The sequence below is a fragment of the Mediterraneibacter gnavus ATCC 29149 genome, from assembly GCF_008121495.1.
GTDB classification, from domain to species: Bacteria; Bacillota; Clostridia; order Lachnospirales; family Lachnospiraceae; genus Mediterraneibacter; species Mediterraneibacter gnavus.
Genome location: NZ_CP043051.1, coordinates 2039018 through 2060000, shown reverse-complemented (window position 1 = coordinate 2060000; position 20983 = coordinate 2039018). Strand labels below are relative to the sequence as shown.

At 45.1% G+C, this 20983-nt stretch carries 25 protein-coding genes (1 of these 25 only partly in view); 2 read left to right on the top strand and 23 right to left on the bottom strand.

Annotated elements, in window-relative coordinates:
- From radA to dapF, 5 genes are all read right to left on the bottom strand, one after another.
- Positions 1-584, bottom strand: the start of a protein-coding gene (gene radA, locus FXV78_RS10030) for a DNA repair protein RadA (protein ID WP_009244963.1). 781 nt of this gene lie to the left of the window's left edge; 584 of the gene's 1365 nt are visible here — the first part of the coding sequence; the start codon lies at positions 582-584; its stop codon lies beyond the left edge, outside the window.
- A gap of 93 nt (positions 585-677) precedes the next feature.
- Entirely contained in the window at positions 678-1091 is a 414-nt protein-coding gene (locus FXV78_RS10025) for a hypothetical protein (protein WP_004841691.1), read from the bottom strand.
- Between the two features lie 100 nt (positions 1092-1191).
- Positions 1192-3633 (bottom strand): ATP-dependent Clp protease ATP-binding subunit, encoded by a 2442-nt coding sequence (locus FXV78_RS10020; RefSeq protein ID WP_004841690.1) that lies wholly within the window; start codon positions 3631-3633, stop codon positions 1192-1194.
- 12 nt (positions 3634-3645) lie between these two features.
- Positions 3646-4014: a GntR family transcriptional regulator gene (locus FXV78_RS10015; RefSeq protein WP_004841688.1), complete on the bottom strand. Its 369-nt coding sequence runs from the start codon at positions 4012-4014 to the stop codon at positions 3646-3648.
- 111 nt (positions 4015-4125) lie between these two features.
- Complete coding sequence (dapF, locus tag FXV78_RS10010; protein WP_004841684.1) at positions 4126-4983, bottom strand: diaminopimelate epimerase; 858 nt, start codon at positions 4981-4983, stop codon at positions 4126-4128.
- A 143-nt stretch (positions 4984-5126) separates the two neighbouring features.
- On the opposite strand from dapF, the gene FXV78_RS10005 reads away from it, so the two are divergent.
- A complete protein-coding gene (locus tag FXV78_RS10005) occupies positions 5127-5972 on the top strand; it encodes a helix-turn-helix domain-containing protein (protein ID WP_004841683.1) in 846 nt (281 codons plus the stop codon).
- On the opposite strand, the gene FXV78_RS10000 is transcribed toward FXV78_RS10005, so the two are convergent.
- From FXV78_RS10000 to FXV78_RS09955, 10 genes are all read right to left on the bottom strand, one after another.
- Entirely contained in the window at positions 5960-7288 is a 1329-nt protein-coding gene (locus FXV78_RS10000; protein WP_004841681.1) for a sensor histidine kinase, read from the bottom strand. The genes FXV78_RS10005 and FXV78_RS10000 overlap by 13 nt on opposite strands.
- Positions 7278-7958 (bottom strand): winged helix-turn-helix domain-containing protein, encoded by a 681-nt coding sequence (locus tag FXV78_RS09995; RefSeq protein WP_004841680.1) that lies wholly within the window; start codon positions 7956-7958, stop codon positions 7278-7280. Before FXV78_RS09995 ends, FXV78_RS10000 begins: the two co-directional genes overlap by 11 nt.
- A 20-nt stretch (positions 7959-7978) precedes the next feature.
- Positions 7979-8635 carry a phosphate signaling complex protein PhoU gene (gene phoU / locus FXV78_RS09990; protein WP_004841678.1) on the bottom strand — a complete coding sequence of 219 codons (657 nt, stop codon included), beginning with the start codon at positions 8633-8635 and terminating at the stop codon, positions 7979-7981.
- A 3-nt stretch (positions 8636-8638) separates the two neighbouring features.
- Positions 8639-9388 carry a phosphate ABC transporter ATP-binding protein PstB gene (gene pstB / locus FXV78_RS09985; protein ID WP_004841676.1) on the bottom strand — a complete coding sequence of 250 codons (750 nt, stop codon included), beginning with the start codon at positions 9386-9388 and terminating at the stop codon, positions 8639-8641.
- Positions 9389-9405: 17 nt separating this feature from the next.
- On the bottom strand, positions 9406-10266 hold the full coding sequence (gene pstA, locus FXV78_RS09980; protein WP_004841674.1) for a phosphate ABC transporter permease PstA: 861 nt from the start codon (positions 10264-10266) through the stop codon (positions 9406-9408).
- Positions 10259-11152, bottom strand: coding sequence for a phosphate ABC transporter permease subunit PstC (gene pstC / locus FXV78_RS09975; RefSeq protein ID WP_004841673.1), 894 nt, complete (start codon positions 11150-11152; stop codon positions 10259-10261). Before pstC ends, pstA begins: the two co-directional genes overlap by 8 nt.
- A gap of 19 nt (positions 11153-11171) precedes the next feature.
- The gene (locus FXV78_RS09970; protein WP_004841671.1) at positions 11172-12092 is read right to left on the bottom strand and encodes a substrate-binding domain-containing protein; all 921 of its coding nucleotides are present in this window, start codon (positions 12090-12092) and stop codon (positions 11172-11174) included.
- A gap of 222 nt (positions 12093-12314) precedes the next feature.
- Positions 12315-13952 carry a Na/Pi cotransporter family protein gene (locus FXV78_RS09965; RefSeq protein ID WP_004841668.1) on the bottom strand — a complete coding sequence of 546 codons (1638 nt, stop codon included), beginning with the start codon at positions 13950-13952 and terminating at the stop codon, positions 12315-12317.
- A 113-nt stretch (positions 13953-14065) separates the two neighbouring features.
- The gene (locus FXV78_RS09960) at positions 14066-14422 is read right to left on the bottom strand and encodes a SpoVA/SpoVAEb family sporulation membrane protein (protein ID WP_004841666.1); all 357 of its coding nucleotides are present in this window, start codon (positions 14420-14422) and stop codon (positions 14066-14068) included.
- A gap of 18 nt (positions 14423-14440) precedes the next feature.
- A complete protein-coding gene (locus FXV78_RS09955) occupies positions 14441-15451 on the bottom strand; it encodes a stage V sporulation protein AD (protein ID WP_004841665.1) in 1011 nt (336 codons plus the stop codon).
- A gap of 157 nt (positions 15452-15608) precedes the next feature.
- Between FXV78_RS09955 and FXV78_RS09950 the strand changes: the two genes are divergently transcribed.
- Positions 15609-16067: a SpoVA/SpoVAEb family sporulation membrane protein gene (locus FXV78_RS09950; protein ID WP_004841663.1), complete on the top strand. Its 459-nt coding sequence runs from the start codon at positions 15609-15611 to the stop codon at positions 16065-16067.
- A 42-nt stretch (positions 16068-16109) separates the two neighbouring features.
- Here the strand turns inward: FXV78_RS09950 and FXV78_RS09945 are convergent, their stop codons facing one another.
- The 8 genes from FXV78_RS09945 to FXV78_RS09915 all read right to left on the bottom strand — a co-directional run bounded on the left by FXV78_RS09945 (position 16110) and on the right by FXV78_RS09915 (position 20970).
- Positions 16110-17057: a GTP-binding protein gene (locus tag FXV78_RS09945; RefSeq protein ID WP_004841662.1), complete on the bottom strand. Its 948-nt coding sequence runs from the start codon at positions 17055-17057 to the stop codon at positions 16110-16112.
- 17 nt (positions 17058-17074) lie between these two features.
- Positions 17075-18136, bottom strand: a complete 1062-nt coding sequence (locus FXV78_RS09940) for an NAD(P)-dependent alcohol dehydrogenase (RefSeq protein WP_004841659.1) — start codon at positions 18134-18136, stop codon at positions 17075-17077.
- Between the two features lie 107 nt (positions 18137-18243).
- A complete protein-coding gene (locus FXV78_RS09935) occupies positions 18244-18654 on the bottom strand; it encodes a stage V sporulation protein AB (RefSeq protein ID WP_004841658.1) in 411 nt (136 codons plus the stop codon).
- Complete coding sequence (locus FXV78_RS09930) at positions 18614-19279, bottom strand: stage V sporulation protein AA (protein ID WP_004841657.1); 666 nt, start codon at positions 19277-19279, stop codon at positions 18614-18616. Before FXV78_RS09930 ends, FXV78_RS09935 begins: the two co-directional genes overlap by 41 nt.
- Positions 19269-19439: a hypothetical protein gene (locus FXV78_RS17920; RefSeq protein WP_004841654.1), complete on the bottom strand. Its 171-nt coding sequence runs from the start codon at positions 19437-19439 to the stop codon at positions 19269-19271. The genes FXV78_RS09930 and FXV78_RS17920 overlap by 11 nt, the downstream gene beginning before the upstream one ends.
- A 69-nt stretch (positions 19440-19508) precedes the next feature.
- Positions 19509-20225: an RNA polymerase sporulation sigma factor SigF gene (sigF, locus tag FXV78_RS09925; protein WP_004841653.1), complete on the bottom strand. Its 717-nt coding sequence runs from the start codon at positions 20223-20225 to the stop codon at positions 19509-19511.
- Positions 20204-20659 (bottom strand): anti-sigma F factor, encoded by a 456-nt coding sequence (gene spoIIAB / locus FXV78_RS09920; RefSeq protein ID WP_004841651.1) that lies wholly within the window; start codon positions 20657-20659, stop codon positions 20204-20206. The genes sigF and spoIIAB overlap by 22 nt, the downstream gene beginning before the upstream one ends.
- Complete coding sequence (locus FXV78_RS09915) at positions 20656-20970, bottom strand: STAS domain-containing protein (RefSeq protein ID WP_024853075.1); 315 nt, start codon at positions 20968-20970, stop codon at positions 20656-20658. The genes spoIIAB and FXV78_RS09915 overlap by 4 nt, the downstream gene beginning before the upstream one ends.
- Positions 20971-20983 lie beyond the last annotated feature (13 nt).

Here is a 20983-nt window from a genome sequence, read left to right as displayed (position 1 = left end):
TCTCTTACCTGCGAAACACTTCCCGGCGCTGAGGATACTTCTTCATTGTACATCGTTTGAATCGAATCAATGATCACAAGCTCCGGATTTTGTCTCTCAATGGCTGTACGTATGGTATCCAGATTTGTTTCACATAACAACAGCATATGATCTGTAAAACTTCCCATACGATTTGCACGCAATTTGATCTGAGTCTGCGACTCCTCTCCTGAAATATATAAAATTTTTCTTGATGCCGACAGCCTCTGACACACTTGCAATAACAGGGTTGATTTTCCAATCCCCGGGTCCCCTCCGACCAGAACGAGAGAACCGGAGACGATACCTCCTCCAAGCACCCGATCCAGTTCTTTCATCCCGGTCAGCATCCTGGTATCATCCCTGGCACTGATCTGAGAAAGCGGAACTACTTCTGCTGTTTTACTCTGCTTTGCAGCTGCCGTTGTCCCGCGGCTCAATCCGGCACTCACTTTTTCTTCTGCGAATGTATTCCATTCTTTACAAACCGGACATTGCCCCAGCCATTTTGCCTCTTCATGTCCGCAATTCTGACAGAAAAAAATACTTTTCTTTCCTTTTGCCATATACTCCTCCATAAAAAAGAGCTGAACGCTGTTTTCATTCACAGCCCCAGCTCTCTGCTCTTATTGATTATAAAATGTCTTCTACTCTTGCAATCAGCATTTTTCTACTTTGACGTCCACAGCTTCCCCTTCGCTGATCTCAACACTGACACTCAGCTTTCCGCTCAGATTTGTGGTCATCTTTCCGGCTGAAACACCATCCAGAAGCACTTCGTATTCACTCTCCGGCTCAAGTTCCAGTGTAAACTGTACATCCTCCGGTGCAGAAATCTGAAAAGCGACCTCTGTATCTGTGAGTTTAAAGTTCTCTACCGCACTTCCCGGAACAGATTCGTATACAAACATTCCGTTTTTTTCTAATTTTGTGATCTCTGAAAATGTCTTTACTTTATATAAGTCGCCCTCAAATTCGAAATTATCCAGCTTCGTTTTAGACGCCAGTGTATAGTCTCCAAAACTCAGTCTTCCGTCTTCTTCTGTGCGTAATAATTCTTTTACGATTGCCATTTTCCTTGTCCTCCTAGGTATTTCTGCATCCCGCCATCACTTGCGGCAAGAGCTCTTTTCTTCTGTCTGTATTATATAATATATCAAATTCTTTTTCTACTTAATTTGCATTCTTTAAGTAAAATTTTATTTCTTTTCCGGAAACTCCTGCCTCAATCTGTTCGCCCGGTTTCACTTCCCCATTCAGGATTGCTTCTGCCAGCTTATCTTCCAGCTCTGTCTGCATTGCTCTTCTAAGCGGACGCGCTCCGTATTTTGTATCTTTGCCTTTTTCCGCAATCCGTTTTTTCGCAGAATCCCTCAGGGTCAGGCTGATATCCAGCTGTGTCTTGACTCGTTTTGTAAATTCACGGCACATCAGACTGACGATCTTCTTCAAGTGCTCTTCACCCAGTGCATGGAATACGATAATCTCATCGATCCGGTTCAAAAATTCCGGACGGAAGATCATCTTCACTTCGTCCATCACATTCTGTTTCATTCTCTTGTAATCGTCTGCTTTATCTTCTTTTACTGCAAACCCGAGTTTTTTCGGATCTACGATTGCTTTCGCCCCGGCATTGGAGGTCATAATGATCACTGTATTACTGAAATCAACAACTCTTCCCTGTGAATCTGTAATACGACCGTCATCCAGCACCTGCAACAGGATGTTAAATACATCTGGATGGGCTTTTTCGATTTCATCGAATAAGATTACAGAATATGGATGTGTTCTTACTTTGTCGCTGAGCTGTCCACCTTCATCGTGTCCCACGTATCCCGGAGGAGAACCGATCATCTTTGCCACAGAATGTTTTTCCATATATTCAGACATATCGACCCGAATCATAGAATCTTCTCTTCCAAACAATGCCTCTGCCAGAGCCTTGGAAAGCTCTGTTTTACCGACACCGGTCGGTCCGAGGAATAAGAAGGAACCAATCGGACGATTCGGGCTCTTTAATCCCACACGTCCGCGCTTCACTGCCCGCGTGACTGCGCTGACTGCTTCCTCCTGTCCGATTACTCTTTTGTGGAGTGTCTCTTCCAGTTTCTGCAATCTGTGTGCATCTGTCTCTTTTAATTTCTGTACCGGGATCTTCGTCCAGACTGACACGACATCCGCAATATCATCTCCGCTTACCTCCGGATGTGCGGATGCCTGTTTTTTGTGGAAACGTTTTCTGAGCATTTCCAGTTTTGTCTCTGCCTCTTTCTCTCTTGCATGAAAATCTGCTGCTGCCTTCATATCCCCTTTGCGGATGCTCGCTTCTTTTTGTTTTGCCAGTTCTTTCAGCTCATCTTCCATCTGCTGCAGATTGTCCGGTACTTTATATCCTTTCAGGCTGGCCTTTGAGCAAGCCTCATCCAGAACATCAATTGCTTTGTCCGGAAGATTTCTGTCTGTGATGTATTGCTTTGACAATTCTACAGCTGCCTTTAGCGCCTCTTTTGAAATTGTCACCCGGTGATGTGACTCATAACGGGATTGTAATCCCTGTAAAATCTCCATACACTGCTCTTTCGAAGGTTCTTCTACCGTGATCGGCTGGAATCTTCTCTCCAGTGCCGCATCCTTTTCGATATATTTGCGATACTCTGCAATGGTCGTTGCACCGATCAGCTGAATCTCTCCTCTGGCAAGTGAAGGTTTTAAAATACTGGAAGCATCAATGGCTCCTTCTGCGCCTCCCGCTCCGATCATGGTGTGAATCTCATCTAAAAATAAAATGCTGTTTCCATCCGCTTTCACTTCCGAAATCAGACTTTTCATGCGTTCTTCAAATTCTCCGCGGTATTTGGAGCCTGCAATCAGCGCGGGCAGATCCAGAGTCAGAACTCTTTTTCCCTTCATCCCTTCCGGAACAACTTCTGCCGCGATCCGTTCTGCAAATCCTTCTATCACAGCGGTCTTTCCGACTCCCGGTTCTCCGATCAGACAAGGATTGTTTTTGGTGCGCCGGCTCAAAATCTGCATCAGACGATAGATCTCATCCTCTCTGCCGATCACCGGATCCAGTTTTCCTTCTGCTGCCTCGGCAGTCAGATCTGTACAGTACTGGTCAACGGCGCCTCTTCTGGTACGTCCGTCTTCCTGAATCTCTTCCTGATATTCTTTTGCATCTACCCCTGCCGCATTTAATACATCCTGCAGGATCTTCTGCAAATTGATGTTCAGGGTGATCAGCATCCTGGCTGCCACGCAGTCTGCATCATGCATGATCGCCAAAAGCAAATGCTCTGTTCCAACATCTCCGGTGCGCAGATGCAGCGCCTCTTTCTTTGCATTTTCCAGAATATACTCCAGTCTCGGACTTTCTTTTGGATCATCCTGCTGTAAAATCTCTTCTCCCGGAACGATTAGCTCATCCATCAGATGCAGAAGCTGCTCTTCGTCCACTCCGTGGGATGCCAGCACCTGGCCTGCCACACCTGTGATCTCGCTACGCAGTCCTAAAAGGAGATGCTCTGTTCCGATATATGGATGCTTTAGTTTTCTCGCCATCCTGGCTGCATATTTTATCGCACGTTCTGCCTGTCTTGTATATTGATTCTGCATATACTCCTCCTGCTATTCATAATTATCAAATATCTCATCCACCAGTTCATGCACTTCTTCTCTGGTGATCTCCTTACAATGTGCCTTTGCCAGCACGATCTGAAGCTGTCCGCGCATCTCTTCCAAAGCCTGCAGCTTATCTGCATCCAGAGCAATCACTGCCCCGTGTCTTCTGTCCAGCTGGATAAATCCCTCCTGCTTTAAAACAGTATACGCTTTATTCACTGTGTGCATATTGACTCCCACAGTATCTGCCAGCTGCCGTACAGAAGGCAGGGAATCTCCTTCTCTGATCACCGAAGTCGCAATGCCCATGATAATCTGATTGCGAAGCTGCATATAGATTGCCTCTTCGCTGTTAAAATCAACTGTTATCAGCATACTATCACCTTTCCTCTTTTGTTATAGATATCGTAGCACATCTGAGTTCCGGCCGCAATAGAATTTCTTGTATTAAAAAAGCAGAGAGCATCCGCCCTCTGCTTCTCTCTTCTATACTGCACGCAGCATTTCCACAAATTCGCTGCTCAATTTTACTGCTGCCACATAGAACACATCTCCCGTCATATAGGCTTCCCAGTCATCTCCGATCTCTACTTGAAGCTCTCCACCCGGCATATGAACGATTACTTTGTTAGAGGTCAGTCCCAGTTTGTACGCAACACCTGCTGCCGCACATGCTCCGGTTCCGTTTGCCATGGTGTATCCGGCTCCTCTTTCATAAGTTTCAATTGCGATATTGTTCATATCAATGACATTCATGAGTTCTGTATTGATATGATTCGGGAAATACCTTGCGCGCTCGGACTCCCTTCCGATCTTACACACCAGTGGCTCTGAAATCTCCTGCATCGGGATCACGCAATGCGGATTTCCGATGGATACACAGGTTGCCGGGTACAATGTCCGCCCGAATACCATATCCTCATTGATAACCTGTCTGCGCTCTCCGATCACCGGGATTTCATCACTCCAGAATGACAGTTTCCCCATAGAAACCTTCAGCCTGCTTCCCTCTTCATTCAGGTAAGTGATTTCTACCTCGCCGCCATCGGTCAGCATTGTATAATGCTTCTTCTGTACATATCCTGCATCTTTCAAATATTTGGCAAAAATCCGCACACCGTTTCCGCTCTTTTCGGCAATGCTTCCGTTCGGATTCCAGATACGGACTGCCATCTGCTTTTCTTCCATTAACGGTCCTTCCAGAATCCCGTCTGCTCCAAGCCCCATATTCCGGTTACAGAGCATTTTCACATTTTCTTCATTCAGCTCCAGTTCATTTTTATTTGGATCATAGACCAGATAATCGTTTCCCAACCCGTGATAACGTTCTAATGTGATATCCATTTTTCTGCCTCCTCGATATTGCTTCCTGATTTGTCTCTGTTTTTATTATATCCCGCATTTTCTTCAAATAGAATAGAGAAAATGCTTTCTATATTGCAAATAATGCTCTATACTGAAAGTATCTTATTTTTCAGGAGGTTATTATGGGCGGATACAATAAGCGTGGATACTTAAACAGTGACTTTAAGATTTTTCATCTGACCGATCAGATTTCCACAGAATTTGAATTTCATTACCACGAATTCCACAAAATCACGATTTTTATTTCCGGTAATGTGCAATACTTTGTAGAAGGAAAGACATATCCTTTGGAACCTTACGACATTGTCCTCGTAAACCGGAATGATATCCACAGGGTTCAGGTGGATCCTTCTCTTCCCTATGAACGGATCATCGTCTATATTTCTCCCGGTTTTATTGATGCCTACCGGACTGATGACTATGATCTTTCCTATTGTTTTGAAAAAGCAAAAAAAGAACATTCCAATGTGCTGCGCATTCATTCTCTTGAAAAAAGCTCTCTTTTCAAGATCACGAACCGCCTGGAACGTTCTTTTTCTGATACGGAATATGCCGGCAGTCTGTACCGGCAGATCTTATTTTTGGAATTTATGATCCACCTCAACCGGGCTGCCATTAAAAACCGGGTAGAATTTCTGGACACCAGTCTGTACAATCCGAAGATCGTCGATCTGATCCAGTATATCAACCAGCACCTGACAGAATCTCTGGACGTAGATTTTCTCTCTTCCCGGGTTTATCTGAGCAAATATTATATGATGCGCCTCTTCAAAGCGGAAACTGGATATACCATCGGAAATTATATCACCTACCGCAGGCTTTTGCTTGCCCGCACTTTGATCCTGGATGGGATGCCGATCACGCAGGCCTGCCTTGCAAGCGGCTTTCAGGATTACTCCACATTTTCACGAGCCTACAAAACAGAATTTCACGAACCACCCAGAACGCTTTTACATCACTCTGACTGAGATGTCTCAAACAGAATTTCCATCCGTGTTCCTTTTCCGGTATCACTCTCCACACTTACCTTTGCATTGTGAAGCAGCGCTCCATGCTTCACGATGGAGAGTCCCAGCCCTGTGCCGCCCCGCTCTTTGGAATGACTTTTATCCACTCTGTAGAACCGCTCAAAGATTCGCTCCTGATGCTCTTTCGGTATCCCGATCCCGGTATCATTCACCTGAACTTTTGGGCCATTCAGTGTGCTGCCTACCCAGACAGAGACACTTCCGCCCTCTACATTATATTTGATCGCATTCTCACAAATATTGTAGATCATCTCATCCAGGATCTGCCGGATTCCCACATAGGTTACCGGCTCTCCTGAAAGAGAAACATGAACATGCTTCATACTTGCCTGCATGGACAGTCTGCTGATAATCTCTCTGCTCAGTTCGTAAAGATCTACTTCTTCTTTTTCAATCTCTACGGAGCCTTCATCCAGTTTGGATAATTTTATGATATCTTCGATCAATGTGATCAGGCGTTTTGCTTCTTTGTAAATCCGCTCTGAAAAATTGGGAATATCCTCCGGACGGACCAGTCCGTTTTTCATGATCTCCGCATAGCCGGAAATCGAAGTCAGCGGCGTTTTCAATTCGTGAGAGACATTTGCGGAAAACTCTTTTCTCATATCTTCCACTGCCGCTTTTTCTTTGTTCCGTCTGTCCATCGCAGTCAACAGCGGCCTTAATTCTTCATAGACCACATTTTCCAGCGGATGCTCAATATCCAGTTCATTGATCGGACGAATCAGCCGTTCTGTCTGCCAGCGCCCGAGAATCCATGCAAATATCATCATCACAACTGCCAGTACCCCGATCACCGGAAGTGTATCTCTTGCCATAGCTCCCAGATTGTCCATCGTCTTTGCCACGCGAAGTACAGAGCCATCCTGCAGAAGGATCGCATAATAATACATCTCTTTTCCAACGGTTCCGGATACGCGGACATCCTCACCGGTTCCACTTGCAAGCGCCTCTTTTACCTCCGGACGTTTGCTGTGATTTTCCAGTGTTTCTGCGTCATTGCCTGAATCATAAAGCACCTTTCCCTCCGTACTGATTCTCGTGACCCGGGTTTTTATATCCACTCCGTCCATTTCTTTCAGATACGCTGGTCCCGAAATATCGACAGCAGTCCGGATATACCTGGCCTCCTGATTCACTTCTTCTTTTAGCAGCGTCAGGTTCTTCTGATACATAACCAGTGTCAAAAGTCCATAAAAAATCAGGATCGTCACAAACAGAACAAGAAGCATACTTCTCTGGATCTTAGCCTTCATTGCCTCCTCCTATTCTGTAGCCGACTCCCCGTACAGTCTTGATAATATCGCCTTTTTCTCCCAGCTTCTGTCTGAGTGTCCGCACATGCACATCTACCGTTCTTGTCTCTCCATCAAAATCATATCCCCAGATATCCTCTAAAAGCTGATCTCTTGTCAGTACAATATTCTGGTTTCTCATCAGTCTCTCCAGGAGCTCAAACTCCTTCAGTGTCAGTGTCACGATTTCTCCTGCCACTTTCACTTCATGCTTTTTCACATCTACACTGACTCCGTTGACTGACAGCATATCCTGCTCCTGCACTCTGCCGGATCTTCGAAGAACTGCTTTGATCCTGGATACCAGCTCCATCATTCCGAAAGGCTTGGTCACATAATCATCCGCTCCCGAATCCAGACCGATCACCTTGTCATACTCTGCACCCTTTGCAGTCACCATGATCACCGGAATATCCTTCGTCTTTGCGGAATTCTTCAGCTTTTTCAAAAGCTCCAGCCCATCCTCACCCGGAAGCATGATATCAAGTAAAATAAGCTCTGGCGTATCAAACGCCAAAGCTTCCATAAATGCCGTGCCTTCTGCAAATCCCTTTGCCTTAAGACCGGTCGTCTCCAGAGTGTAAATGACCAGTTCGCGGATATTGTCATCATCTTCCACGCAATAAATCATATCTTTTCTCCTTTTTACACTTATACATTCACTCCGTTTCGGTGTACTCCTGTAATGGAAAATTCCACCCACTCTGCAATGTTGGTCGCATGATCTCCGATACGCTCCAGATATTTTATCACCATGATCAGATCCACGATCCGGCTGCCCCGCTGCCCTTTATTGATCGCGATATAATTTACCATCTCTTCCCGGATATTGTCAAAGAGGCGATCCACTTTATCATCTTCCAGCATTACCTGGCGCGCAAGCTCCAGATCTTTCTGTACATACGATGTGACGCTGTCGCGCACCATCTTACTTACAACAGATGCCATTCTTCCAATATCCTTGATATCTACGCTTTCCTCTGTATTGGCTGAAATTACGATTTCCGCAATATCTGCCGTCTGATCTCCGATTCGCTCCATATCTGTGATCATCTTCAATGCTGCTGAGATTCTTCTCAGATCCTTTGCCACCGGCTGCTGCTGTAAGAGCAGTTTCAGACAAAGCTTTTCAATATCTTTTTCCATCTCATCGATCTCAGCATCCGCATTGATCACTGCCTTTGCCTGCTCAATACTTCCATCGCTCAACGCCTTTGTCGCATTCGCGATCGCACTCTCACACAACTCACCCATATGAATAAGCTGCTCCTCCAGTATCTGTAGCTGTCTGTCAAATTTGTTGCGCATAAATTAACCAAACCTCCCTGTAATATAATCTTCCGTTCTCTTATCAGACGGAATGGAAAACAATGTTTCTGTGTTGTTGTACTCAATCACTTCTCCAAGAAGGAAAAAGGCTGTGTTATCCGACACACGTACCGCCTGCTGCATGTTGTGTGTTACCATGACAATAGTATAATCTTTTTTCAGTTCCATCGCAAGGTCTTCTATCTTCGATGTAGAGATCGGATCCAGAGCGGATGTCGGCTCATCCATCAAAAGTACTTCCGGTTCTACTGCAAGTGCTCTGGCAATACAGAGTCTCTGCTGCTGTCCTCCGGACATTCCCAACGCACTTTTTTTGAGACGGTCTTTACACTCATCCCAGATTGCCGCATTTCGCAGTGACTTTTCTACAATATCATCCAGTTTTGCTTTGGAACGGATTCCGTGTGTTCTCGGTCCATAGGCAATATTGTCATAAATGCTCATTGGAAATGGGTTTGGTTTCTGAAACACCATTCCTACCCGCTTACGGAGCAGGTTCACATCCATTCCTTTGAAGATATTCTGTCCGTCCAGAAGGATATCACCATCGATGCAGCATCCTTCCACCAGATCATTCATGCGGTTGATGGACTTTAATAACGTGGACTTTCCGCATCCACTCGGTCCGATAAACGCTGTAATTTTATTTGCCTCTATTTCCAGATTGATATTTTTGAGTGCTTTAAAATCTCCGTAATATAAATCCAGGTTTTTCACACTGATCTTCCCCATTGTTTATTCCTTTCTCTCTACGCTTTTGTCAGTTTTTTCGCGATTACGCTCGAAATCGTGTTGATTCCGACTACAAGTATCAGAAGAATGACTGCTGTTGCATATGCCTGATCCATGTACAGTCCTTCACTGGACAGATTGTACATATGAACTGCCAGGGTTCTTCCGGAACCAAAAACATTTGTCGGTACCTGTGCAACAGTACCTGCTGTATAGATCAGCGCCGCTGTCTCTCCCACAATTCTTCCAACCGCCAGGATGATTCCTGCTAAAATTCCAGGAATTGCCGACGGGAGTACAATCTTAAATACGGTACGCAGCTTTCCTGCTCCCAGTCCAAAACTTCCCTCTCTGAAGGAATCCGGAACTGCTTTTAACGCTTCTTCTGTTGTTCTCATGATCAGCGGAAGGATCATGATCGCCAGTGTAAACGCACCGGCCAGCAGGGAAAATCCCCATCCTAATGTATTGACAAAAAACAACATTCCGAACAATCCATATACGATGGAAGGGATTCCGGAAAGTGTCTCTGTTGTCAGACGGATCACTTCCACAAATTTATTCCCTTTCCCTGCATACTCTACAAGGAAGATCGCAGAGAAGATTCCAAACGGAACCGCGATCAGCAAAGAAAGCAGCGTCATGATAATCGTGTTAATCAAAGCCGGCATCAAAGAGGCATTCTCAGATGTATATTCGAACGCGAACAAAGACGGCTTGATATGCGGCACTCCGTTGATCAGAATATAAGCGATCAAAAACAGCAGAACCGCAAACGTGATAATTGCTCCCAGCATCACCAGAAGCATTACAATAAATGAGCCCGGATGTTTTAAATAGCTTTTCAGCTTTTCTCCGATTCCAGTCTGATTACTCATGTTCTGTCCTCCTTTTCAGCATTGCTACACTGAAGTTGATGATCAGGATGAACACAAATAATACTACACCTGTCGCGATCAGCGCTTCCCTGTGCAGACCTGTCGCATATCCCATCTCCAGTACGATATTTCCTGTCAGTGTACGCATTCCCTGCAGGATATTTTGTGCAATTCTCGGCTGATTTCCCACGATCATGATAACTGCCATGGTCTCTCCGATCGCACGTCCGATTCCCAGCACGATTCCTGCCAGTACTCCGGATTTTGCAGCCGGGATCACAACTGTAAAAATACTTCTCTCATGGGTTGCTCCCAGAGCCAGAGCTCCTTCATAATAATGGGTCGGCACAGCGCGGATCGCACTCTCTGTGGTTCCGATGATTGTTGGCAAGATCATCATTCCCAGAATGATCGACGTAGTGAGAAGTCCTTTTCCGTCTCCTGCTTTTTCCACGATCCCCATCTGTTTTAATGTTCTTCCGAACTCCCGTACCATTGGCACCAGTACGACCAGACCGAAGAATCCATACACAACGGAAGGAATTCCTGCCAACAGCTCTGTTGCTGCTTTCAGCGGTCTGTATATTTTTTTCGGGCAGTACATTGCCATAAATACAGATGTCAGAATTCCGATCGGCACTCCGAACACGATCGCACCTGCTGTTACATATAAGCTTCCGATGATCATCGGGAAGATTCCAAACAGATTATTGTTCGGTCTCCACAGTTCTCCGGTAATAAATTTTACGAACCCGATTTCTCTGATTGCAGGGACTCCATTTGCAAACAAAAAGATACAAATGAGAGCTACCGCCAGTACAGAAGTACAGGCGGCTATCAAGAATACTCCCTGCATGAATTTTTCAGTCCATGCTTTTGATTTCATTCTTCTTTCCTCTTATCAATTATTCAGTTACTTCATCCCAAGTATAAGTTTCTCCTGTGTAGATGGATTTTACCTGATCAGAACTTAACTCTTCTGTCGGGTTGTCATTGTTTACGATCACTGCGATTCCGTCGGTTGCGATCACAGTTGCTTTTAATCCCTGTCCCACTTCTTCCTCTTTCAGTTCACGGGATGCCATACCAATATCATAGCTTCCTTCCAGAGTCGATGTCATACCTGTTGTAGAATCAGATGTCTGCAGCTCGATCTTTGCATTCGGATTTACACTTTTGTATGCCTCGATCAGTTTTTCCATAACCGGTGATACAGAAGAAGATCCTCCTACTACTGCGCTTCCTGACGGTTTTGTTCCATCATATGCTTTTGTATCGGCAACCGGAATATAACCGTTGTCTGCTACGATTTTCTGACCTTCTGTACTCATGATATAGGTGATGAAATCATTTGCAACTTCATTGTCAGCGCCTTCTTTTACTGCAATATTAAACGGTCTTGATACTTTGTAAGAACCATTTTCGATATTCTCTTCTGTTGCTTCTGCTCCATCAATCTTAAGTGCTTTTACACTCTCATCCAGAGATCCCAGGGATACATATCCGATGGCATACTCATCCCCTGCTACTGTTGTAAGCATAACAGATGTATTATTTGTAACCTGTGCATCCACAGTTGTCATATCTACTTTTTCTCCGTCAACTTCCTGCTGAATACCAAACAGCTCTACGAAAGCTCCTCTTGTTCCAGATCCATCTTCTCTGGATACGATTGTGATATCATTGGAAGAATCCCAGTCACTGGACGCACTTTCTGTCTTTGTTCCTTTATCAGCAGATGTATCATCTCCGGAACCACATCCTGCTGCCAGTGCTGCTACCATACCTACTGTTGCCAAAACTGCGATAAACTTTTTCATTTTCATTTTACTTAATCTCCTTTTTTTCAAAAGTGTTTTTTCTTTTCTCCACAGTTAGCAATGATACAGAAGAATTGTAAAATATATCATCATCTGAATGTTAAATCTATGTAAAATCATCTTTCTTTTCCTTGTTAAGTTTTTGTAAAATGTGAAAAAATCAGCGCAAAAACGGGGCATTTGCCGCTTTTTTGCAAATGCCCCGCTCTCTTTGTTTTGTAAAATCCCCTATTCTGCCGTCAAAATCTCTTCTGCGATATTTCTCGCATGATCCGAGATTCTCTCAAGACATACCAATGCATCCAGGAATACGATTCCGGATTCCGTGCTGCACTCATTTCTTGCCAGACGCTTCATATGTGCCGTACGCAGCGCGATCTCCAGCTCATCTGCCTGACTCTCTTTTTCAATGACCTTCATCGCCTTTTCTTTACTACGCTCTTCCAGTGCCTCGATCGCATACCGGAAGCAGTCGATACAGACGTCTTCCATCTGCTGGATCTCTTCTCTTGCGATCTCGGAGAAGGATGCTTTCTGATCTTTGAGATTCTCTGCAAATTCAGAAATATTTTCACAGTAATCGCTGACACGCTCGATATCCGATACGATCTGCAGGATACTCGCCACCTCCTGATGCTCCTTCTCATTGATGGAAAGTGTATTCAGTTTAATCGCATACTCTGTGATTCCTTTGCACAATCCGTCTGCGATTGTCTCTTCCTCCCGGATCTTTTCTATCTCCTCACGCTTCTTGGTGATCAGCACATCTCTTGTACGATTCATGGTTCCCCGCACAACATGTCCCATTCTTACCATCTCGCTGACTGTAGACTGGAGCGCAATACTTGGTGTCTCCAGCATTCTGTCGTCCAGAAGTACCTGTCCTTCATCCACATCGTCAGAATCTTCTCTCTCCAGTTTCTTCGCCAGCTTAATGATCCAGTCAGATACCGGGAAGAGCAGGATCGTAGTTCCGATATTAAAAATTGTGTGAACTGTACTGATCTCTGTCTGTGTGATCAGGGCTTCTCCAAATCCCGGATTGATCACTTTAAAGAATACGATCGCAACAACGCTGAAGATGATCGTACCGATGATGTTGAACAACAGATGCATCACAGCTGCTGTCTTTGCTGTCTTCTTTGCCCCGATACTGGACATGATGGCAGTCACACAGGTACCGATATTCTGTCCCATGATAATGTAAACAGCCGCATTAAACGGAACCAGTCCTGCTGCCGCAAGACTCTGTAAGATCCCCACTGATGCAGATGAACTCTGAATCACAGCTGTAACAAGCGCACCGGCCACGATTCCAAGGAACGGACTGTGTCCAAGTGTTACAAACAGATTGCAGAATGCCTCTGACTGCTGCAGCGGCTCGACTGCATCTGACATCGTCGTAATACCGATGAATAAGATACCAAATCCCACAATGATACTGGAAATATCCTTTGTAGAACGTCTTTTTCCTGTCAGCATCACAATCACACCGATCATAACTGCCACCGGTGCAATATTCGCCGGGCTGAGCGCTTTTGCCCACTCGACACTGGATACCAGCCATCCGGTCACCGTAGTACCGATGTTGGCTCCCATGATCACTCCCATCGCCTGGGTAAGATTCATGATCCCTGCATTTACAAATCCGACTACCATCACTGTCGTAGCGGATGAACTCTGAATGACAGCTGTAATAAAAGCACCGAGCAAAACCCCAAAAAACTTATTCTTTGTCAGTACCTCCAGCAGACTCTTCATCTTGCTGCCTGCTGCATTCTCCAATCCCTGGGCCATGATCTGCATACCATAGATAAACATACCCAGTCCCCCGATAAAGGGGAGAATAATGCTCACGTAATCCATACGTTTCCTCCTGTAATAAACCCTTTATAAAATTTTCCGCACTATTACGATAACATTATACTCGACAAAAAACAACAAAATCTTTACATTTCCTTAACATAAAGACACAGTGTCTATTTTTTCATCTTCGGTTCAAAGATATGAGATGCCAGATAACCGAAAATTAATGCTGCTGAAATTCCCACAGCACTGGCTTTAAAACCACCCATAAAGATTCCCAGAAACCCATTTTTCTCAACGGCTTCTTTGACACCGTTCCACAGTACGTTTCCGAATCCAAGGAGCGGTACGCTCGCTCCTGCTCCTGCAAATTTCTGAAATGGTCCGTAAATATTCAAAAATCCAAGCACTGCGCCGCCGCATACAAGCAGCACCATGATTCTTCCCGGCATCAACTTGGTCCGGTCCATCAAAATCTGTACCGCCGCACAGATCAGACCTCCCACCCAGAATGCATGTACATATTCCATCTTAATCTCCTCCTTTTCTCAGCAATGTTCCAGCACGATCCCATGTGCAATTCCCGGAACGCTTGCCCCTTCGTTGTAACTGACCGTAGACATCAGAGCACCCGTCGGCACAAAGAGTACCCGTTTCCACTCGCCTTTCTGGATCTTTGGAAGAATGTAAGCGGAAAGCGTCACTGCCGCACAGCCGCAGCCACTTCCTCCCGCATGCGTATCCTGTTTCTCCTGATCAAAGATCTTCATTCCGCAGTCCAGGTGTCTGTCCCGCATCTGATGCCCGTTCTTACTCATAAAATCCAGTAAAATACTCTGTCCGATATACCCGAGATCTCCTGTAATGATCCGGTCATAGCTGGTCGGGCTTCTTCCGAAGTCCTTCAGATTTGTTAAAATGGTATCTGCTGCTGCCGGTGCCATACACGCTCCCATATTCTGGGAATCCTTCAGTCCATAGTCCACAATCTTCCCAACCGTCACGCCTGTGATCCTCACATGGCTTTTCTGTCTGCCTACCAGAAATGCTCCACTTCCCGTCACCGTCCAGCTGGCAGATAACGGACGCTGGGATGCATACCCCAACGGAAACCGAAATTCCTTTTCCGCGCTTCCAAAGTGGCTGGAAGTCACTGCCAGCATATATTCCCCATACCCAGCTGCCACGCTCATAGCAGAAAGAGCAAGTGCTTCTCCGGATGTGGAACAGGCTCCGTACAATCCGAACATGGGAATCTGTAATTCTTCCACTCCCATGGAAGTGGCGATTCCCTGACGCAGAAGGTCTCCGCCATACAGATAGCGCACATGCTTTGCATCCATATGTGCTTTTCCAAGTGCCAGTACACATGCTTCTTTCTGCATGGTACTCTCTGCCTCCTCCCATGTTTTTGCTCCAAAAAGATCATCCTGGTTCACCATATCAAATAGCTTTCCAAGGGGACCTTCCGCCTCTTTGCTTCCCGCTACACAAGCACTGCTGATCAAATAGGGAGCTTCCCCGAAACTGATGCTCTGACTGCCTCTGATCTGATTCATCTTCTCTCCTCTTTTCTTCCTGTTTTTGCAAATTCTTTCTGCTGTTAGTATGCATCTCACCAGATGAAATATACATCCGATTGAAAATCTTTCCGGTGACAGAATATTTTTCCGTTTTTTTCGGATACTATGAAATAAGAAAAAGGAGGCGATAGTTTTGAAGCAGACAGAAAAAGAAAAACGACAGCAGCAGTATGAAGACTATGTAAAAAAGAAAACACCGGTGCACAATGTTTATCTGAATATGGCAAAATCCTTTATCACGGGAGGAATTATCTGTGTGATCGGACAAGGTATTTATAATTATTGTGAAATGATCGGACTGAGCAAAGACCACTGCAGCAACTGGACTTCTCTTTCACTGATCTTACTGAGTATCATCCTCACCGGAGTTGGACTCTATCCAAAGATCGCAAAATGGGGAGGAGCTGGTGCATTGGTTCCCATCACCGGCTTTGCCAACTCGGTGGCAGCTCCGGCGATCGAGTATAAAAAAGAAGGGCAGGTATTCGGGATTGGCTGCAAGATCTTTACCATATCCGGACCTGTCATTCTCTATGGAATCTGCACCAGTTCTCTTCTGGGACTTTTATACTGGATCTGGATGCAGTTTTAAAAGAAGAGGTGAGACTCCTTATCCGGAATCTCACCTCCCCTTTTATACCTCGCTTCGTTTCCGCATCGGACGGATCGCCCGTTTTGATACTTCTACATATAATTCTTTTTGCAGCACTTCACGAAGCCAGTTTCTTTTTAATTGTCTTCCAATAAAAATAGCTTTTGCTTCCGGCATCGTATCAATACCGGTAACGCTGTATGTACGATCTGTCACATCAAAGCGAAGCCATCCATTTCCCGCCGGAAGATACCCTTTTGCTCTGCAGATATCTCCAAACACACCGGAAACTACTCCCTGCAAAAACAGGATCAGCTCCTGCTCCGATTGCAGGCTGGCTTCCGTCAGTCCAAGATTTTCCAGATCTAACTCCCGCTCTTCCTTCATTGGAATCTCTTTGTCAAGATACGATGTCAGCAGTGAAGCCCACCAGTCATCTCCCTGTTCTGTATAATGAGAAACACAGATCTCAGCTTCCGGATTGAGCGCTATCAGCTTCTGTTTCAAACTGCACCGTTCATTCTCTGCAGCATATTCCATCTTGGAAACCAGAATCCTGCCTGCAGACTGTATCTGATCCTCGCAGATCTCTGAAAATTCAAACATACAACGATCATACATCGTACCGTCCAGAATCGTGAGCGGCTCAAGCAGAGTGATCCTCTCATATTCAATCTTCTGGATATTCTCTATGATCTTACTGAGCATCCCCACACCGGTCGGTTCTACGATCAGATATTCCGGATCCACTGTATTTGCAATGGTCAGGATAGACGTGGCAAAGTCGTTCTGCATGGAACAGCAGATACATCCCTCTGTCAGCTCCCAGATATTTAAGTCATTCGTCTGTTCCAGAAGATCTCCGTCCACATTGACCGCCCCGTATTCATTTTCCATCACTGCAAAATCTTTTTTGGTACGTTCTGCAAGTGTCCGGATAAATGTCGTCTTTCCTGCTCCTAAAAATCCGGATACCACTAAAATCTTCATCTCTCATGCCATCCTTATTAGTCTGAAATCTTTACAACCGGTTTGATCAGATCCGCCGGTTTATCACGCATCATAAACAGTGCCTCTTCCAGATGATCCCATCCTTCAAATACATGCGAAGCCAGAGGGTGTACATCCAGTTTGCCAGCTGCTACCAGAGCGCCCAGTTTTTCCATGCGCAGACGTCCGCCAGGCATCAGACCTCCGTTGATCTGCTTGTGACCCATACCAACGCCCCATTCCACACGTGGAACAGTCACATAAGTACCGCTTCCGAGATAGTTGACATTTCCGATCTTTCCGCCCGGTTTCAGACATCTTACCGCTGATTCAAAGGTCTCACATCCGCCGCCTGCGATCACAACTTTGTCTACTCCTTTTCCATCTGTCATGGCAAGCACCTGCTCTTCGATCGTTCCATTCTTATAGCTTACAAAATCAGTTGCCCCGTACAACTTTGCTGCTTCCACGCAGTTTTTGCGGGTTCCGACTGCAATAATTCTGGAAGCACCTCTGAGTGCTGTTCCGGCTACTGACATCAATCCTACCGGGCCGATCCCGATCACAAGAACGGTATCTCCAAACTGTACATCGGCAAGCTCAACTCCGTGAAATCCTGTGGGGACCATATCAGAGAGCATACATGCATCCACTGTGGAAATATTCGATGGAAGCAGTGCCAGATTGCCATCCGCATCATTTACATGGAAGAATTCAGAGAACACACCGTCTTTAAAGTTCGAGAACTTCCATCCTGCCAGCATTCCGCCGGAATGCATCGAATATCCTGCCTGTGCCTCCAGCGAATTCCAATCCGGTGTGATCGCCGGAACAAGTACACGATCTCCCGGTTTAAAATCCTTTACCAACTCTCCGACTTCTACAACCTCTGCACAGCACTCATGTCCCAGGATCATATTGTGACGCTCCCCAATCGCGCCTTCCCAGAGAGTGTGTACATCCGAAGTACAGATTGCGACTGCAAGCGGGCGGCAGATCGCATCCAACGGACCACATACAGGTCTCTCTTTTTCAATCCATCCTGATTCCCCAATTTTCAGCATTGCATAACCTTTCATAAATTAGTAAACTCCTTTCAAATCCGTATTTTTCTCCATGTTACTATAGGATTTGTATATTTTCAACTAATTTATTGTTAATTTTTTATTAATTTTATTAACTTCTATCATTGCAAAAATCCAATACATGCTCCAAAGCCTTTTCCAAGTGCAATCCCGATGATAAACCACTTGATATAGCGTACCAGCTTGACTCTCCTGATAAAAATCGGAAATACATTCAGGATTTCTGCCAATGCCATTGCCCAGCATCCTACAAATATGCCGGACAGCACACCGAAAAAGGGAAGAATAAAGCCTGCACAAGGAATCATGATCTGAAAACAAAACACGGCATTTCCTAAAATCCCGCCAAGGGCGATAGAATCCTCATACAGCAAAAGACTTTCTGCCGTATGTGTCCGGTCAGCCAGGTCTGCCACTACTCCAAGTTCTACGATAAATGCAAATAATCCGCCTGCCACTGCAACTCCGGAGCTAAGTCCTATGAGCCCCAGGACGATTTGCTCTGTCCACATCCAGTTCTTCCTCCTTTCGTGCAGCATCCTCGATCAATGTTGTCTGGATGTCATTTTCATACAGACGCATCTGCACCTCCATCGGCGTCGGATCCACAGAAAACCGCCTCTTTCCAAAATGATTGAAGAATACCAGAATCCCGATCGTAATTCCTACAGAATAGGAGACCTCCAGTATTGTAAAGCCGCTGCTTTGTTTTCCTGTCATCCAGTAATAGATATATCCAAACAGCTTATCCACATCCACATCATTGTTAAATGCCATCATGGAAAACGCCGCTCCAAAAAATGTGATCAGTACTACCAGGATCGTTTTTGCCACATGCACCCATTTCGACGGTGTTTTCTGCATTTCATATGTGACGATCAAATCCGTTTCTCCCAGATTCTGCACTTCCAGTCCCGGATATTTCTCATGGATACACGCAATAATCTTTAAAATGGAGATCACATACCGCTTTTCTCCATTTTCCGGAATTTTCAAGACCTTCATTGTCTTCAAATGCGGCAGGATAACGCGGTTACTGCATTCCATAGAAACCAGATCTCCAAGTGTCACTTCCCGCTTTGTCACTTCTACATTTCTGTCTCCTTTTACATACAGCGTATCCTGATTAACAGCCATGGGATATCTCCTCCACCTTCCGGATCAGGTAGCCTTTTGTCTGCTGTGCCGGCGACATATTTGTCTTCACATAGTAAATTACTCCGATCGCTACTGCTGCCACTACCAGGATTGTCAGACACCACATTATTTTTCGTTTTCCATTTTCCACTTTGATCATCCTCCTACTTTTATTCTGACCTTAGTATCTGACATCCATGAAAAAATATACCCTTTACAATGCGATTTCTCAGTGCGTCATCTCTCTTAAATTTTGAATGATTTTCTTTTCCATTCTGGACACCTGAACCTGGGAAATTCCCATTTCTTTTCCCACTGCCGACTGTGTTTTTTCCGCAAAATACCGCAGATAGATCAAGGTTCTTTCCTGTCCGTCTAATTTTTCCAACAGCTGCCCAAGCAGCATTCGATCCAGAATTTTCTCTTCCCGGTGTTCTTTTTCTTCCAACTTGTCCAGAAGCGAAATCTCACTTCCTTCTTTTTGATGGATCGGACGATACAGAGATTCAACCTCTCCTGAGGCTTCCATTGCCTGCACCAGTTCTTCTTTTTCTACTCCCATCTCCTGTGACAGTTCTTCCAGCGTCGGCTCTCTTCCCAGTCCGTCTGTCATCTTCTCTCTCGTCTGAAAGATCCGATAAGAGAGTTCCTTGAGTGAACGGCTGACTTTGATCATTCCGTCATCTCTTAAAAAGCGCTTGATTTCTCCTGATATCATAGGAACGGCATAGGTTGAAAATTTCACGTCATAGGACAGATCAAATTTGTCGATTGCCTTGATAAGCCCGATACTCCCTATCTGAAAAAGATCTTCTGCCTCGATTCCCCGTCCATAAAACCGTTTTACAACACACCAGATCAGCCCGATATTTTCTTCCACCAGTTGTTCTCTCGCTTCTTTATCTCCATTGTGTGATTTTTCGATCAAAGCGATTGTGTGATCCATGTCTCCCTTTCTTTCCCAATGCTCTTTTTCATGATAACTCTGGTTCCTTCTCCGGGTTCTGAGATTACATGTACGTTATCCATAAACGCTTCCATAAAAGAAAATCCCATCCCGGAACGTTCCAGCTCCGGTTTGCTTGTATACATCGGAGTCATTGCCTGTTTGATATTTTCAATTCCCTTTCCTGTATCTCTGACTTCTACCATCAGTTCTTTTCCTCTGACACTGCATCGGATAGAGACCTTACAAATCTGATTATCATATCCGTGAATGATCGCATTTGTCACAGCTTCTGACACTGCTGTTTTGACATCTGAAACTTCTTCCACCGTCGGATTTAACTGTGTCATAAACGCTGCTACTGCTACTCTTGCAAATCCTTCATTTTCTGAACGGCTGTCAAATAAAATTTCCATTTCATTGGTATCCTTCATACCTGTTCCTCCTCATATATTTGCATGATTTTCGTGACTCCCGACATGGTCAGGATCTTTCTTATCCTGGCATTGGCATGGACTGCCCACACCTCTCCTCCGATCAGACAGATCATTCGGTATCTCCCCATGATCACGCCGATTCCCGAACTATCCATAAAATCTGTCTGTTCAAAGTCAAAAATGACATATTTGATATGCTCTTTTTCTATGATCGCATCTGCACTCTTTTTCACTTCCTCTGCATTGTGATGATCCACCTCTTTTGGAAGAAAAATCGTCAGACAATTTTCCTGTACCTGATATTCCATACTCATTGTCTCA

Excerpts from the sequence above, each read along its gene's own strand:
- FXV78_RS10025 (WP_004841691.1), bottom strand. The coding sequence starts at position 1,091 with ATGGCAATCGTAAAAGAATTATTACGCACAGAAGAAGACGGAAGACTG.
- FXV78_RS10020 (WP_004841690.1), bottom strand. The coding sequence starts at position 3,633 with ATGCAGAATCAATATACAAGACAGGCAGAACGTGCGATAAAATATGCA.
- FXV78_RS10015 (WP_004841688.1), bottom strand. The coding sequence starts at position 4,014 with ATGCTGATAACAGTTGATTTTAACAGCGAAGAGGCAATCTATATGCAG.
- dapF (WP_004841684.1), bottom strand. The coding sequence starts at position 4,983 with ATGGATATCACATTAGAACGTTATCACGGGTTGGGAAACGATTATCTG.
- FXV78_RS10005 (WP_004841683.1), top strand. The coding sequence starts at position 5,127 with ATGGGCGGATACAATAAGCGTGGATACTTAAACAGTGACTTTAAGATT.
- FXV78_RS10000 (WP_004841681.1), bottom strand. The coding sequence starts at position 7,288 with ATGAAGGCTAAGATCCAGAGAAGTATGCTTCTTGTTCTGTTTGTGACG.
- FXV78_RS09995 (WP_004841680.1), bottom strand. The coding sequence starts at position 7,958 with ATGATTTATTGCGTGGAAGATGATGACAATATCCGCGAACTGGTCATT.
- phoU (WP_004841678.1), bottom strand. The coding sequence starts at position 8,635 with ATGCGCAACAAATTTGACAGACAGCTACAGATACTGGAGGAGCAGCTT.
- pstB (WP_004841676.1), bottom strand. The coding sequence starts at position 9,388 with ATGGGGAAGATCAGTGTGAAAAACCTGGATTTATATTACGGAGATTTT.
- pstA (WP_004841674.1), bottom strand. The coding sequence starts at position 10,266 with ATGAGTAATCAGACTGGAATCGGAGAAAAGCTGAAAAGCTATTTAAAA.
- pstC (WP_004841673.1), bottom strand. The coding sequence starts at position 11,152 with ATGAAATCAAAAGCATGGACTGAAAAATTCATGCAGGGAGTATTCTTG.
- FXV78_RS09970 (WP_004841671.1), bottom strand. The coding sequence starts at position 12,092 with ATGAAAATGAAAAAGTTTATCGCAGTTTTGGCAACAGTAGGTATGGTA.
- FXV78_RS09965 (WP_004841668.1), bottom strand. The coding sequence starts at position 13,952 with ATGGATTACGTGAGCATTATTCTCCCCTTTATCGGGGGACTGGGTATG.
- FXV78_RS09960 (WP_004841666.1), bottom strand. The coding sequence starts at position 14,422 with ATGGAATATGTACATGCATTCTGGGTGGGAGGTCTGATCTGTGCGGCG.
- FXV78_RS09955 (WP_004841665.1), bottom strand. The coding sequence starts at position 15,451 with ATGAATCAGATCAGAGGCAGTCAGAGCATCAGTTTCGGGGAAGCTCCC.
- FXV78_RS09945 (WP_004841662.1), bottom strand. The coding sequence starts at position 17,057 with ATGAAGATTTTAGTGGTATCCGGATTTTTAGGAGCAGGAAAGACGACA.
- FXV78_RS09940 (WP_004841659.1), bottom strand. The coding sequence starts at position 18,136 with ATGAAAGGTTATGCAATGCTGAAAATTGGGGAATCAGGATGGATTGAA.
- FXV78_RS09935 (WP_004841658.1), bottom strand. The coding sequence starts at position 18,654 with ATGTGGACAGAGCAAATCGTCCTGGGGCTCATAGGACTTAGCTCCGGA.
- FXV78_RS09930 (WP_004841657.1), bottom strand. The coding sequence starts at position 19,279 with ATGGCTGTTAATCAGGATACGCTGTATGTAAAAGGAGACAGAAATGTA.
- FXV78_RS17920 (WP_004841654.1), bottom strand. The coding sequence starts at position 19,439 with ATGATCAAAGTGGAAAATGGAAAACGAAAAATAATGTGGTGTCTGACA.
- sigF (WP_004841653.1), bottom strand. The coding sequence starts at position 20,225 with ATGGATCACACAATCGCTTTGATCGAAAAATCACACAATGGAGATAAA.
- spoIIAB (WP_004841651.1), bottom strand. The coding sequence starts at position 20,659 with ATGAAGGATACCAATGAAATGGAAATTTTATTTGACAGCCGTTCAGAA.
- FXV78_RS09915 (WP_024853075.1), bottom strand. The coding sequence starts at position 20,970 with ATGGAATATCAGGTACAGGAAAATTGTCTGACGATTTTTCTTCCAAAA.